This window comes from Paenibacillus sp. FSL R7-0210, from assembly GCF_038009085.1.
Classification (GTDB): Bacteria; Bacillota; Bacilli; order Paenibacillales; family Paenibacillaceae; genus Paenibacillus_AQ; species Paenibacillus_AQ silagei.
The window spans coordinates 7,439,924-7,453,794 of record NZ_JBBPAR010000001.1; the positions used below are offsets into that span (position 1 = coordinate 7,439,924).

The window sequence follows — 13,871 nt, forward strand, 5'->3', positions numbered from 1 at the left end:
TAAAAAGCCTGCACCCCATGCCGGGAATGCAGGCTTCTTGCTGTTATTAAGGTTCGTTAACTTAGCCTAGCTTAAGCAGCCTGCTTCGCAGGCAGCAGACGGCGGATCAGCTTCGCCAGCTCCATCACAATGACTGCGCCTAGGGCGAGTCCGGTGGCGGTCAGCCAGTGGTTCATCCCGAAGGTGGCAGGGATCGAGAAGATCTCTCTGACACCTGGCAGGACCGCAATGCCGTAGAAGGCAAAGCAGATCAAGACCGCGCCGATTACATATTTGTTGCTGAAGAAGCCGGCCTCCACAGAGGTCTGGCTGTTGGAGCGGGCAGCGAAGGTCTGCAGGGTGCGCGCCAGAATCAGCGTGGTGAAGGCCATCGCAATCCCCATTTCATCCGAATGCTGCAGCCCTATATACTGGGAGATAATCACGGCAATCCCGATCAGCAGACCGCGGGTGATCACTGCCTGCATCATCCCGCCTGCAAAAATGCCCTCGCTGATGTCCCGCGGCTTGCGGCTCATTACATCCGGCTCGGCCTTTTCCATGCCCAGCGCAATCGCCGGGAGGGAGTCGTTCGCCAGGTTAATGAATAACAGCTGAATGGCCGTGAACGGATTGATCCAGTCGAAGATCAGAGCGAACAGGATGGCGATAATCGCACCCAGATTGCCCGCGAACAGATAGGCGATCGCCTTCTTGATGTTATCGAACACCGTCCGGCCCACGGCCACCGCATTGACGATGGATACGAAGTTATCATCCGTTAGGATCATAGCTGCCGAATCCTTGGCGACATCGGTTCCGCTGCCCATCGCAACCCCAATATCGGCCTGCTTCAGTGCCGGGGCATCATTGACGCCGTCCCCGGTCATGGCGGTGATTTTGCCCTTACGCTGCCACGCCCTGACGATCCGGATCTTGTTCTCCGGAGAGACCCGGGCATACACGCCGATCTGTTCCAGCCTGTTGTCCAGCTCCTCATCGGACATGGCATCCAGCTCCTGGCCGGTGACGGCGATCTCATCCTCTGCCATCAGCCCAATGTCGCGGCCGATCGCTTGGGCGGTAGTCTTATGGTCCCCGGTAATCATAATTGTGCGGATACCGGCTTTGTTGGACTCGGCAATGGAGCCATATACAGCCTCGCGCGGCGGGTCAATCATCGCCGACAGGCCGACCAGCACCAGATCCTGCTCATCGTCAAGGCCCACCTCAGTCACTGTGTCCGGCACGTTCTTATAGGCATAAGCAAGCACGCGCAGCGCTCTGCCGGAGAACTGTTCGTTCGCTTCATTGAAGTTTTCCAGGACCTCCGCTGTCAGCGGAACCTCCTGGCCCTCCAGCAGGACATGGGAGCATCTGCTGAACAGGACATCCGGGCCGCCTTTGGTCAGCAGGGCCTTCTGCCCCTCGAACGTATGCAGTGTAGTCATCAGCTTACGTTCAGAGTCGAACGGCAGCTCGGCCTCGCGCGGGAAGTTATCGCGGATCTCGCGGTAATCCTTGTCCTTGCTGTTGCTGAAGGCAATCAGCGCTACCTCGGTCGGGTCGCCCAGCTCTTTGCCTTCCTCATTAATATTGGAATCGTTACAGAGCACGGCAATATGCAGCAGCTTGCGGGCTTCCTCCGACCAGTCATCGGCCTTCAGCTTGAACTGCTCTTCTGGCCCTCCGGGGAGAAAATAATCGACAACCGTCATTTTATTCTGGGTCAGCGTCCCGGTCTTGTCCGTACAGATGACGCTCGTTGATCCGAGTGCCTCTACAGCAGGCAGCTTACGGATAATGGCATGCTGCCGGGCCATCTTGTTCGTGCCCACGGAGAGTACAATGGTTACGATAGAAGACAATGCCTCGGGAATAGCGGCAACGGCTACTGCTACAGCGAACATCAGGGCATTCAGGATGGCTTCGGTGGTGTCCACCGTGTCATTCGAGAGCCAGACGCGTGCGGCCTGAATGCCGAAGATCAGCACCGACAGCAACAGGACGGCGATCCCCAGTTTTTTGCCGAAGCTCTCCAGCTTGCGCTGCAAGGGCGTCTGCTTGGCTTCGGCACTCTCGATCAGCCCGGCAATCTTCCCTAGCTCGGTGCCGAGTGCCGTTCCTGTAATGACCAGCGTTCCCCGGCCATAGACGACCAGCGAGCCGCTGAAGGCCATGTTGCGCCGGTCGCCCAGCGGAGCCTCCTGCAGGATCGGGTCGGTATGCTTATCCACGGCTTCGGATTCGCCGGTCAGCATGCCCTCATCAATCCGCAGACTCCCGGATTCAATAATCCGTCCATCCGCAGGCACATAATCGCCAGCTTCCAGGAAGACGATGTCGCCCCGGACCAGTTCCCTTGCCGGAATCGACAGTAAGGCCCCGTCCCGCATGACCTTGGCTTCGGGTGCGGACATTTTGCGCAGGGCGTCCAGTGAGCTCTCTGCTTTCCGGGTCTGCACCACACTAATTACAGCATTCAGAATCAGCACCACGAAGATGATAACGGATTCCATAATATGTCCCATTACGATCTGGACTGTAGCCGCGATGAGCAGCACAATGACCATAGGATCTTTGAAATTCTCCAGAAACAGCTTCCATAGCGGGTCCTTTGCTTTGCCCTTCAACTCATTGTAGCCTTCCTTGGCCAGCCGGTTGTCTACTTCAGCAGACGTCAGCCCGCTTGCGGAACTGTTGACTTCTTCCAGGGTGTCTGAACTATTGCGGCGGTAATACTCCATCAGGTACAAGCTCCTCTCCCGTGTTTCTTTTCTGTATGGTTCAAATCTACGTTAGGAATGATGACAAGTTTCAGCATTCTCAGCTCGGGCGGCTAATTACTTATACCCCAATAGGCCATAGTTAGATAGAATGAATGCAGATAATTATTCATTAATGGTGAAAAATATTTCGTAAAGGCAGGGTTCTGCTTGAATCGGACATTTGCATATGTGATGCTGTTTATCGTCTTTATTCTCCTGTTATCCATTAAGGAGCCGTCAGTGGTGAATACGGTGTTCCTTACGGTTATGGTGACATTGTTAAAATATCTGGTCACATTGATTCATGAACTTGGGCATTATTTGGCTGGGAAACTCGTGGGCTATCCTGTACCATTAGTAACCATTGGAGAACGAAAGCCGTTTTGGCAGGTCTCTTTTGGCGGAACTTTATTTATTTTCTGCTATGGCTTCGGCGGGTTAACGCTTATGGGGAGCAGTGACAAGGTCAGCAGGCTGCGTTCTTCCATATTTGCTCTTGGCGGGGTACTGTTCCAGCTTGCTGCAATGTCTTTGGCTTATATTACAATGGGAATCGGCAACGCAGACAACTATTTCCTTCCGCTGATTTTCCTCGTTTTGAACGGCTGGACCATTGCAGTCAACCTATACCCATCTATCATTGCCAGGAATGAGGCATACTATTTTAGCGACGGCCTGCTTCTGGCAAGAATCATTAAGAGTAGAGAGATCCATCACGAATGATTCTTCTCCTATGTGTTAAGGCGCTTCGGCATATAGCCCAAGCGTCTTTTTTGTACTTTTTAGAGCAAAACCCATAAATAGTGGTATTTTTCCCAATGAGGGGTTCCTTATGCGGGGGAGAGACAAGCACTATAATATGAAGGCGGTTACAAAAAACCGAGGATGAATATAAAAGGGGAGGCAAAGTATGAAAAGTATGAAGCGTGTTTTAACGGGGCTCTCAACAGTACTCGTGATGTCATCTGCTCTGGCAGGATGCGGCGGCGGGAATTCGGAGTCCAGCTCATCCGGCGCAGCCGCGACAACGGCTCCGACCGCATCGAATGCTGCAGAGGCCACCAAAGCTCCAGCTGGTAGCGGTGAGAAGGTAACGATCAATCTGTGGAGCTTCACCGATGAAATTCCGAACATGACCAAAAAGTATATGGAAGCGCATCCTGATGCGAATGTAGAATTCAAAACTACGGTAATTGCAACTACAGACGGTGCTTATCAGCCTGCACTTGACCAGGCACTGGCAGGCGGCGGGAAGGATGCCCCGGATATTTACGCAGCGGAATCCGCATTTGTACTTAAATACACGCAAGGCGATGCATCCACCTATGCTGCGAATTATGCAGACCTCGGACTTGATGATCAAATGGTAAAAGATGCTGGCATCGCCCAGTATTCTGTAGATATCGGCAGCAGCCTTGATGGTCATCTGAAAGGCCTCGGTTACCAGGCTACAGGCGGTGCCTTCATCTATCGCCGCTCCATTGCCAAGGATGTCTTCGGAACCGATGATCCGGCTAAGATCAAAACAGAGGTTGGGCCCGGCTGGGATAAATTCTTCGATGCAGCGAAGAAGCTGAAGGCTAAAGGCTATGGTATCGTATCCGGCGACGGTGATATCTGGCACCCGATCGAGAATAGCTCGGACAAGGGCTGGATCGTGGACGGCAAGCTGCACATCGATCCGAAGCGTGAAGAATTCATGGATCTCTCCAAGAAGCTGAAAGACAACGGCTATCATAACGATACAACAGACTGGACAGAAGCATGGTATGCCGATATGTCCGGTGCAGGCGCTCAACCTATCTTCGGATTCTTCGGTCCGGCTTGGCTCATCAACTACGTGATGAACGGTCAGGTGAAGGATACCAACGGCGACTGGGCTGTAACTGAACCAACCACAGGCTTCTTCTGGGGCGGTACTTGGCTCTTGGCCAATGCCGAAGTAACCAAGGATGAAGCGAAGAAGCAAGCCGTTGCAGACTTCGTTAAATGGGTTACACTCGACAGTTCTGAGACGGGCCTCCAGTATTACTGGGCTAACGGTACGATGAAAGCAGGCGAACAAGGCACGAAGGATAGCGTAGCTTCCTCTGTGGTGATGTCCAAGTCCAATGGTGAAGTTCCATTGCTCGGCGGACAGAACATGTTCGACGTCTTCGTTCCGGCCAACGCGAATGCTTCAGGTAAGAACCTGACCCAATTCGATGAAACGATTAACAAAGCCTGGCGCGAACAGGTACGTGAGTACACTGCAGGCAATAAGACCAAGGAAAAAGCAATCGAAACCTTCAAGTCGCAAGTCAAAGACCAGCTGGGTATTGAAAGCGAATAAGAGGAATTCGAAGGGGGCGGGGGATTATCCCCGCCCCTATAATCAACTAATGAGGTGAGAGCATGCGCCGCAAGGATGTCAGCTATGCGAAATTCGGCTATATCTTTACTTTTCCATTTGTACTTGCCTTTCTGATTTTTTCGCTGTACCCGATTCTGTATACAGCAGTCATCGGGTTCACGGATATGAAGGGGCTCATTCCGAAGCCTATACATATCCTTGATAACCCGTTCCAGAACTTCAAGGATCTCCTGTTCGATAATGTTTCATTCCGCAAGTCCCTGATCAATACTTTCCTCCTGTGGATTACCAACTTTATTCCGCAGATGGCCCTTGCGCTTTTGCTGACCGCCTGGTTCACGAACAAGCGTCTGAACGTCAAAGGACAAGGCTTGTTCAAGGTTCTGCTCTATATGCCGAATATCATCACTGCAAGTACGATTGCCGTGCTGTTCAGTACATTGTTCGCATATCCTATGGGTCCGGTCAACAGCCTGTTTCAGATGCTGGGCTGGAGTGATTCTCCAATCTTCTTCCTGCAGGATAAGACGACAGCACGCGGCATTATCGCCTTCATCCAGTTCTGGATGTGGTACGGGAACACGATGATCGTCCTGATTGCAGGCGTAATGGGGATTAACCCGGCGCTGTTCGAGTCAGCGGCGATTGACGGCGCGAACGGGTTCCAGACCTTCTTCCGGATCACCCTGCCGAGTCTGCGTACCATCCTGCTGTTCACCCTGATTACCTCAATGGTCGGCGGTCTGACCATGTTCGATATTCCGCAATTATTCCTGGCGGGCGGACCGGATGACTCTACGCTTACTACGTCCATGTTCATCTACGGGCAGGCGTTCAAGGGCAGTTACATGTATAACCGTGCTGCAGCCGCGAGTATGATCATGTTCCTGATTTCTGCTGTACTGTCCGGCCTCCTGTTCTACGTGATGCGTGACCGGGACGCAGCCAAGTTGAAGAAGATCCAAAAACAAACACACAGAAATGCTGCCCAGGCAGCGGCTAGGGAGGTGTAATCCATGGAGAAGAATCGGGAAAGCAGTAAAGTCACCCAAACTGTAAACAAGACGATTATCTACGTGGTTTGCATCGCTTTGGCAGTACTCAGCATTTTGCCGTTCTGGATTATGTTCGTGAACGCTACACGCTCTACACCGGAGATTCAGAGCGGACTCTCCTTGCTCCCTTCGAGCCACATGATGGGCAATCTGAAGGTGCTGCTCGACAAGAGCTTTGATCCACTGCAGGGCTTCATGAACTCCTTCATTATTGCCAGCGGTGCAACGCTCTGTACGGTCTACTTCTCCTCACTGGCTGCTTACGGACTGGTAACCTACAGCTGGAAGCTGCGGGGCGCGTTCTTCACCTTCATTATGTGCGTGATGATGATTCCTTCCCAAGCCAGTGCGATCGGCTTCTATCAATTCATGTATAAGCTGCACTGGACCAACAACTTCCTTCCGCTGATCTTGCCGGCCATTGCAGCGCCGGCAGTGGTGTTCTTCATGCGTCAATATTTGCTTGCTACACTATCCATTGAGATCGTAGAGGCAGCACGTGTAGACGGATCTGGAGAGTTCCGTACCTTTAACCGGATTATTATGCCGCTGATGATGCCGGCCATTGCGACACAAGCCATTTTTGCTTTTGTAGCCAACTGGAACAACTTGTTCATGCCGTTAATCCTCCTTACTCAGAAGGAGAAATATACGATGCCTATCATGGTCAGCTTATTGCGCGGGGATATCTACAAGACGGAATTCGGCTCCATCTATATGGGGCTGGCGCTGACCGCATTGCCGCTGTTCGTAGTCTACTTCCTGCTGTCCCGTTATATTATCGCAGGTGTAGCACTGGGCGGAGTCAAAGAATAACCGGATCAGGATAGCTGTGAAGACAAACCATACTGCAGAGAAGGTCCATTCCGGTGGATCATTCTACTGCAGTTTTTTGTATGCGGTTGGTTGAATGAATAGCCGGCATCAGGTAAGGTGGAAGGATCAGCGGATAGGGGGAAGCAGGAGTGAAAATCGGATTGTTAATTATTGATCTTCAAGAGGTCCATGTCAGCGGGGTGGAGCAGAAGGAGATTGACCGTGCCTGCGAGTATATCAATTATGTCTCCGGGCTGCTGCGGGCCAAGGGCCATGCCGTGATTCATATTCAGGACATTGAAGGGATGCAGCCCTCTGAGGAAGCGAAGTTCGCGATCATCCCCGGAATTGAGATTCAGGAGACGGATTTCAACGTGAAGAAGGAATACTCGAATGCCTTTTGGAAGACGGATCTGGACAAGCTTGTGCGGGAGCAAGGCATCGATCTGCTGATTCTCTCCGGCTATGCCGCCGAGCATTGCGTTCTGTTCACCTATAACGGGGCTGCCGAAAGGGGAATCAAGGCGGTGCTGCTGCAAAATGGGATTCTAAGCTCTCATCAGGATGTAATCACGGCGGCGTACAGGGACCGGAATCTGGTTTCGTATCCTGTGATTGAGGTACTGGTGCAATCTTAGGTGGAGAAGGAACGCCGGACGATAAGATGGGAAGTTTGAGATGATGTCACCAAAAAACACCTCCGGCGCCGAATGGGCCTTGAGGTGTTTTGGGTATGCTTTGCTGTGCTTGCGTGCAGTTATTTCCCCTCAGTACGGGCTAACTCCGCATGCACGATAGGGGCAACCTTGGAGCCTAGCAGCTCGATGGCACGCAGGACCTCGCGGTGCGGCATGTAGCCGACATTCACATGCAGGAAGAACCGAGTCACGCCGAGATTCTTACGCAGCAGAATGATCTTCTCGGCGACATACTCTGCGTCACCTACATAGAGTGCTCCGCGTAAGCTGCGGGCATCGTCGAAGGCTGCGCGGTTGTAGGTTCCGCCCCAGCCCCGTTCGCGGCCGATGACATTCATCTGTGCCTGGGTGGACGGGTAGAATAAGGCCGCAGCCTGGTCGTTAGTTTCACCTACGAAGCCGTGGGAGTGTGTGGCGATCTGCAGTTTATCCGGATTATGTCCGGCGCGTGCTGCGGCCTCCTTGTACAAGTTCACTAGCGGAGCGAACCGCTCCGGCATTCCGCCGATAATCGCGAAGGCGATAGGCAGACCAAGGGTTCCAGCCCGTACAGCGGATTCAGGGTTGCCGCCGCTGGCGATCCAGACAGGAAGCGGGTCCTGAACGGCACGGGGATAGACCGGCAGATTGTGAATCGCCGGACGATGTCCGCCGCGCCAGGTGACCTTCTCGGAGGCGCGAATCGCCAGCAGCAGCTCCAGATTCTCCTCGAACAATTCATCGTAATCCTCCAGACTGTAACCGAACAGCGGGAAGGACTCAGTGAAGGAACCGCGTCCGGCCATAATCTCTGCCCGGCCGTTCGAGAGGCCGTCCAGCGTAGCGAACGCCTGATAGACCCGCACCGGGTCATCCGAAGACAAGACGCTGACCGCACTGGTCAGTCTGATCCGCTTGGTTGTCGCTGCCGCTGCGGCGAGGACTACAGCCGGGGCACTCCCTGCATAATCCTTACGGTGATGCTCGCCTATTCCATATACGTCCAGGCCCACTTGGTCAGCGAGCACAATCTCCTCGACAGCTTCCCGCAGCCGTTCTGCATGGCTGATTGTCTCCCCCGTCACCGGGTCAGGTGTAGTTTCCAAAAACGTGCTTATTCCTATTTCCATAATCTTCTTCTCATCGGCCATGTTCATCCGCCCCTTTCTTCATGTCATCATTCTACTATACTTTTTAATGTTTCTCAACTTTAGTAAGTGAAATGAAAGTGAAAAGTAATTTATCACCTGTCCCATTCGCCGTTGCTGCCGCCTGTCCGGCGACATAATTATATGTTAATACGAAGAAAGCGGTGATGAGGATGGGAAGCGGGTCAGGGAACACAGCTAGCGGCTTCGCTGCGCATGCGGAGGGACTTAGTACGACGGCAAGCGGTACAGCAGCTCATTCTGAAGGGTATACCACGCTGGCCAGCGGAGAAACCTCGCATGCGGAAGGCAATACTACGACTGCCAGCGGAAGCGCATCGCATGCGCAGGGGTATCTGACCCAGGCGACTAATGATACGGCACATGCCGAAGGATCTACTAGTATTGCCAGCGGAGTCGCGGCGCATGCCGAGGGTTATTTGACCAATGCTACAGGTGAAAGCTCTCATGCAGAAGGCTCCATGACGGTGGCCGCCGGGCTGGTGGCACATGCCGAAGGGAGCGGCACCCAAGCCTGGGGGGACAGCTCCCATACAGAAGGGTTGAATACTTCAACTCAGACGACGGCAATCAACGCGCATGCAGAAGGAGAAGGGAATTCTGCCAGCGGGAGGGCTTCCCATGTGGAAGGCGGCGGGTTAGATCCGCTTGGGAATCCGGCCCCGAACTTCGCTGGCGGCTCCGCTTCCCATGCCGAAGGGGTGGGAACCACCGCCATGGGCTTAGCGTCCCATGCGGAAGGCGGAACAACAGATATCACACAGGGCGCCGGACCTTCTGCCCTTGGCGATTTCTCGCATGCCGAAGGGCAGAACACGGTAGCCAGCGGTACTTCAGCGCATGCGGAAGGATTAGCAACAACAGCGAGCGGCAATGTGGGAGCGCATGCGGAAGGACAGAATACGACAGCCAGCGGAACCGCTTCCCATGCCGAGGGCTTCCAGACCTTGGCCAGCGGGGCTTCCGGCCATGCGGAAGGGGCTAATACACAGGCTAGCGGTTCCTTTTCCCATGCCGAGGGGGTGGGGACTCTGGCGAATGCGCCTTATGCGCATGCCGAAGGTGCGGATGCGATAGCTTCCGGCCAGGCTTCGCATGCTGAAGGGCTCCAGACCCAGGCCCTTGCTCCGAATTCGCATGCCGAGGGTGAGGCGACAGTTGTACTGGCGGAGCATACCGGTGCCCATATCATGGGACAGAACGGGTCCACCCGGTTCCCTTATTCGTGGCATCTGGCTAATGGGCTGGCCGTAGGGCCGACTTTTAACTCGGCAGTCATTGAAGGACTTACGGGGAACATGTATCTGGATGGTACTCTGATGTCTCCAGGTGCGGCTGATTATGCGGAAATGTTCGAGACTTCGGACGGCTTATCCATTGAACCGGGGTATTTCGTTACATTCGATAGCGCCAGTGACAGGGTTCGTAAGGCCAACTCGGCAGATGAGTACATTGTTGGGGTCATTAGCGCAAGACCGGCTATCGTTGCGGATTCGAGTGATTTGCGCTGGAAGGGCATGTTCGCTACGGATGATTGGGACCGGATTCTGTATCATGAGGTGAAGGTCCCGGAGGTAAGGAATGAATATGGTCATGTCGTACGCGAAGCAGGAACGAAGACAGAACCGGTACTTAATCCGGAGTGGGATGCCGCGCAGGAGTACATTCCCCGCCAAGAGCGGGAGGAATGGGTGGCGGTCGGAATCGTGGGCAAGCTGCTTGTCCGCGATGACGGCACTTGCGTGCCTGGAGGATACTGCCGCCCGGATCAAAACGGCGCAGCAACATCGTCGGCAGACGGATACCGGGTAATGAAGCGTACGGGCGAACGCCAGATTCGTATTTTCATGAAATAACCTGCTGAACAGGATAACAGCCAAAGAGACCGGGTTCCCCCGGCCTCTTCGGCGGCCTGCTGTCTTCAGGATTCAGGATTCAGGATTTATCCTTCTTGACGGCAAGCTGTACAATCATAATAACAAGAACGAGCAGTGCGATGAGCTGGTCTGTACTCATGGTAGTCCGAACCTCCAATCCCGTAACAAGGATGGCTCTTTACGGACCTGCATCTCCTCTCCAAGAAGCTGCTTCGTTCCCCTTAATCCAGCCTATGTATTCATACATACACTTAGTACTTAAGCATATAAATATTATTGCAGCAGACGGCTGCCGGTCGGGCGGCAATGTCTCTGAACAGGCTTGCGTAGCGCAGGTGAACCTTCCAGCAATTTTTATCTTGTACTTCGGATGAGGCTGCTTTAGTATATATAAATTGGCTTATATTTATATCTACTGTAAGGAGTGCATCAGGGAATGCTGCAGATCAAATGGGGGGCTGAATTATGGTTGTGATAGCCTGCCTGATTTTTGTTGTGACTTTGGTTTTTGTGATCTGGCAGCCGCGGAATTTATCAATTGGCTGGTCCGCCTGCGGCGGGGCGATTCTCGCGCTTGCGGCAGGAGTGGTCAGCTTCGGGGATGTCCGTGATGTGACGCTGATTGTATGGAATGCAACGCTTGCCTTTGTAGCGATTATTCTAATTTCCTTAATTCTCGATCGTGTCGGCTTCTTCGAGTGGGCGGCGCTGCATATGGCGGCGGCGGCACGCGGCAACGGCACGCTGATGTTCATCTATGTGATTGTACTGGGTGCAGTCGTGGCGATGCTGTTCGCCAATGACGGGGCAGCGCTGATTCTGACGCCGATTGTGCTGGCGATGGTCCGGGCGCTGAATCTGGACGAGCGCAAAGTCTTTCCTTTTATTATTGCCAGCGGCTTCATTGCCGATACCACCTCGCTGCCGCTGACCGTCAGCAATCTGGTGAATATTGTCTCTGCCGATTTCTTCGGCATCACCTTCATGCAGTATGCAGGACACATGTGGCTGCCTACCTTGTTCTCGCTTGGAGCAAGCATTCTGGTCTTATATCTCTACTTCCGCCGCAGCATTCCGAAGGAGTATGACACCGCCGGAATGAAGCTTCCGGGGGATGCCATTAAGGACCAGCGGATGTTCCGGCTATCCTGGTTCGTACTCGCGCTTCTGGTAGCCGGATATTTTGTCAGTGAATTCCTGGACATTCCGGTATCCGTGGTAGCGGGAGTGATCGCAATCTGTTTCCTGCTGATGGCCCGCAGAAGTCCTTACGTGAAGACGATGGAAGTGGTTAAGGGGGCGCCTTGGGCGATTGTTTTCTTCTCTATTGGCATGTACGTAGTGGTGTATGGCCTGCGTAATGCGGGACTGACGGATGTGCTCGCAGAGATGATCAGCGAAATTGCGAAGCACGGGCTGTTCGCAGCCACTATGGGGATGGGCTTCCTGGCCGCGCTGCTCTCCTCCGTGATGAATAATCTGCCGACCGTGCTGATCGGGGCGCTGGCCATTGATACCGCACATGCCGCGGGTCTGGTGAAGGAGGCTCTGATCTACGCCAATGTTATCGGTTCGGATCTGGGCCCGAAGATTACACCGATTGGTTCACTGGCCACGCTGCTGTGGCTGCATGTGCTGTCCGGCAAGGGTGTGAAGATCTCCTGGGGCTCCTATTTCAAAATAGGGATTATCCTGACGGTTCCCACACTGTTCATCACGTTGCTCGGTCTATATTTGGAGCTGAAGTGGCTCTAATCTAAGCGGATCAAGCGTTTTGAAGTGACCGGTGAATAGCTAAGTACTGTGAGAATTGTGTGATATACTGGAAATTTGATATAAGAAAAAGCGGTGCAGACGGTGAGTCTGGCCGCTTTTTGTTGTTGGCGTGTCCCGGGGTGATTGGAGCTGCGAAAAATGTAACAACGCTACCCTTTCTGCTTCCCATGCTCCTTTCCCTGCGGCTGCTCCTGCTGCTCCGGGTACTTCACCACAGGCCATTTCACCTTGCGCAGGGCGTTCATCAGCTCCGGCCCGGCATGCAGATTGCTGCTGACCAGCTCATGGGGCGTGAGCGCCATCCACTGGTTGAGGGAGACGTCGGCGAACCGGTCGCTCTTGAACATTTCCAGGAACCAGAGCGTCTCTGTGCCGGTATTCTGAACATAATGCCCCTGGGCAAAAGGCACATAGCCGACATCCCCGGCCCTTACATTGAAAGTGCGCGCATCGCCGTTGCCTCCGAAGACGGTCATTCGTCCTTGCCCACTGAGGTAATACTGCCACTCGTCATTGTTCGGGTGCCAGTGCAGCTCCCGCATCGCCCCAGGCTCAATCTCTACCAGGGCTGCGGCGATATTCCGTGAGACGGGGAAATTGCTGGAGTCGACAATCCGCACACTGCCTCCCGGGGTCTTGAGCGGCGGCTGGGCCATCAGCCGATGCTTGAAGCTCAGCGGAATCTCCCCGTAAGGCGATTCGATCCGCTGGCTCGCAATTGGACCTGGCACCTGGTCCTGATAGATGTACACCTGCTCCTTGGGAAGATAGGCGAAGGCGGTTTCAGGTATGCCGAAATTCGCGGACAGGACTTCACGCGGCGTATGGGCGAACCAGTCGGAGATGGACAGGGTGTTCAGATCCGAGAAGCCTCCGTCGTCGAACACAAGCAGGAATTCACATCCCTCAGCCAGACCCTGAATGGAATGCGGGATGCCTGGAGGGAAATACCACAGATCGCCGGGACCGACATCGGCGATGAAGTTGCGGCCATTCTGGTCCACAGCTGTAATCCTTGCGCTGCCCAGCAGCATGTAGGACCATTCTGCCTGCTGATGCCAGTGCAGCTCACGTACGCCGCCCGGCGTCAGGCTCATATTTACGCCCGCAAGCGTAGTGGCTACCGGCAGCTCCCTGACTGTCACCTCACGGGACCAGCCGCCATGATTCAGCTGCATGTGGGCGTCGGAGAACGAGAACTTCAGATTCGGGATCAGCCCGTTGTCCGTGACCGGAGGAACGAACATGTCGGGATTCTCCCGGTCGCGCATGATGTCACGTGGACCCAGGTCGATATTGCCTGCACCGTCACTGCGTATGGGCTGGGGAATGACGGGCTGGCCTGGAGAACGGGGATGCTCAGGATTCATCACATAGGCTCCTTTCTGGAACGCACAGCAT

At 54.0% G+C, this 13,871-nt stretch carries 10 protein-coding genes; 7 read left to right on the forward strand and 3 right to left on the reverse strand.

The features are described from left to right. Positions 1-71: 71 nt before the first annotated feature. Complete coding sequence (locus MKY64_RS32010; RefSeq protein WP_340957877.1) at positions 72-2,726, reverse strand: cation-translocating P-type ATPase; 2,655 nt, start codon at positions 2,724-2,726, stop codon at positions 72-74. 264 nt (positions 2,727-2,990) lie between these two features. On the opposite strand from MKY64_RS32010, the gene MKY64_RS32015 reads away from it, so the two are divergent. From MKY64_RS32015 to MKY64_RS32035, 5 genes are all read left to right on the forward strand, one after another. Further along, on the forward strand, positions 2,991-3,470 hold the full coding sequence (locus MKY64_RS32015) for a site-2 protease family protein (protein WP_340957878.1): 480 nt from the start codon (positions 2,991-2,993) through the stop codon (positions 3,468-3,470). A gap of 187 nt (positions 3,471-3,657) precedes the next feature. Next, positions 3,658-5,079 carry an ABC transporter substrate-binding protein gene (locus MKY64_RS32020; protein WP_340957879.1) on the forward strand — a complete coding sequence of 474 codons (1,422 nt, stop codon included), beginning with the start codon at positions 3,658-3,660 and terminating at the stop codon, positions 5,077-5,079. A gap of 62 nt (positions 5,080-5,141) precedes the next feature. Further along, positions 5,142-6,113, forward strand: a complete 972-nt coding sequence (locus MKY64_RS32025) for a carbohydrate ABC transporter permease (protein ID WP_036730473.1) — start codon at positions 5,142-5,144, stop codon at positions 6,111-6,113. 3 nt (positions 6,114-6,116) lie between these two features. Next, positions 6,117-6,971, forward strand: a complete 855-nt coding sequence (locus MKY64_RS32030; RefSeq protein ID WP_036730471.1) for a carbohydrate ABC transporter permease — start codon at positions 6,117-6,119, stop codon at positions 6,969-6,971. Positions 6,972-7,120: 149 nt separating this feature from the next. Then, entirely contained in the window at positions 7,121-7,609 is a 489-nt protein-coding gene (locus MKY64_RS32035) for a cysteine hydrolase family protein (protein ID WP_340957881.1), read from the forward strand. Positions 7,610-7,728: 119 nt separating this feature from the next. Here the strand turns inward: MKY64_RS32035 and MKY64_RS32040 are convergent, their stop codons facing one another. Continuing rightward, positions 7,729-8,799: an LLM class flavin-dependent oxidoreductase gene (locus tag MKY64_RS32040; RefSeq protein ID WP_340957883.1), complete on the reverse strand. Its 1,071-nt coding sequence runs from the start codon at positions 8,797-8,799 to the stop codon at positions 7,729-7,731. 170 nt (positions 8,800-8,969) lie between these two features. Here MKY64_RS32040 and MKY64_RS32045 point away from each other — a divergent pair, with 170 nt between their 5' ends. Together MKY64_RS32045 and MKY64_RS32050 are read left to right on the forward strand one after the other, a co-directional pair. Continuing rightward, positions 8,970-10,673: a peptidase G2 autoproteolytic cleavage domain-containing protein gene (locus tag MKY64_RS32045; RefSeq protein WP_340957884.1), complete on the forward strand. Its 1,704-nt coding sequence runs from the start codon at positions 8,970-8,972 to the stop codon at positions 10,671-10,673. Between the two features lie 486 nt (positions 10,674-11,159). Continuing rightward, on the forward strand, positions 11,160-12,449 hold the full coding sequence (locus MKY64_RS32050; protein WP_340957885.1) for an arsenic transporter: 1,290 nt from the start codon (positions 11,160-11,162) through the stop codon (positions 12,447-12,449). A gap of 170 nt (positions 12,450-12,619) precedes the next feature. Here MKY64_RS32050 and MKY64_RS32055 read toward each other — a convergent pair whose 3' ends face one another. Beyond that, on the reverse strand, positions 12,620-13,840 hold the full coding sequence (locus tag MKY64_RS32055) for an oxalate decarboxylase family bicupin (protein ID WP_340957886.1): 1,221 nt from the start codon (positions 13,838-13,840) through the stop codon (positions 12,620-12,622). Positions 13,841-13,871: the final 31 nt, after the last annotated feature.

Coding starts and splice junctions, on each gene's coding strand:
- MKY64_RS32010 (WP_340957877.1), bottom strand. CDS start 2,726: ATGGAGTATTACCGCCGCAATAGTTCAGACACCCTGGAAGAAGTCAAC.
- MKY64_RS32020 (WP_340957879.1), top strand. CDS start 3,658: ATGAAAAGTATGAAGCGTGTTTTAACGGGGCTCTCAACAGTACTCGTG.
- MKY64_RS32025 (WP_036730473.1), top strand. CDS start 5,142: ATGCGCCGCAAGGATGTCAGCTATGCGAAATTCGGCTATATCTTTACT.
- MKY64_RS32030 (WP_036730471.1), top strand. CDS start 6,117: ATGGAGAAGAATCGGGAAAGCAGTAAAGTCACCCAAACTGTAAACAAG.
- MKY64_RS32040 (WP_340957883.1), bottom strand. CDS start 8,799: ATGGCCGATGAGAAGAAGATTATGGAAATAGGAATAAGCACGTTTTTG.
- MKY64_RS32045 (WP_340957884.1), top strand. CDS start 8,970: ATGGGAAGCGGGTCAGGGAACACAGCTAGCGGCTTCGCTGCGCATGCG.
- MKY64_RS32050 (WP_340957885.1), top strand. CDS start 11,160: ATGGTTGTGATAGCCTGCCTGATTTTTGTTGTGACTTTGGTTTTTGTG.
- MKY64_RS32055 (WP_340957886.1), bottom strand. CDS start 13,840: ATGAATCCTGAGCATCCCCGTTCTCCAGGCCAGCCCGTCATTCCCCAG.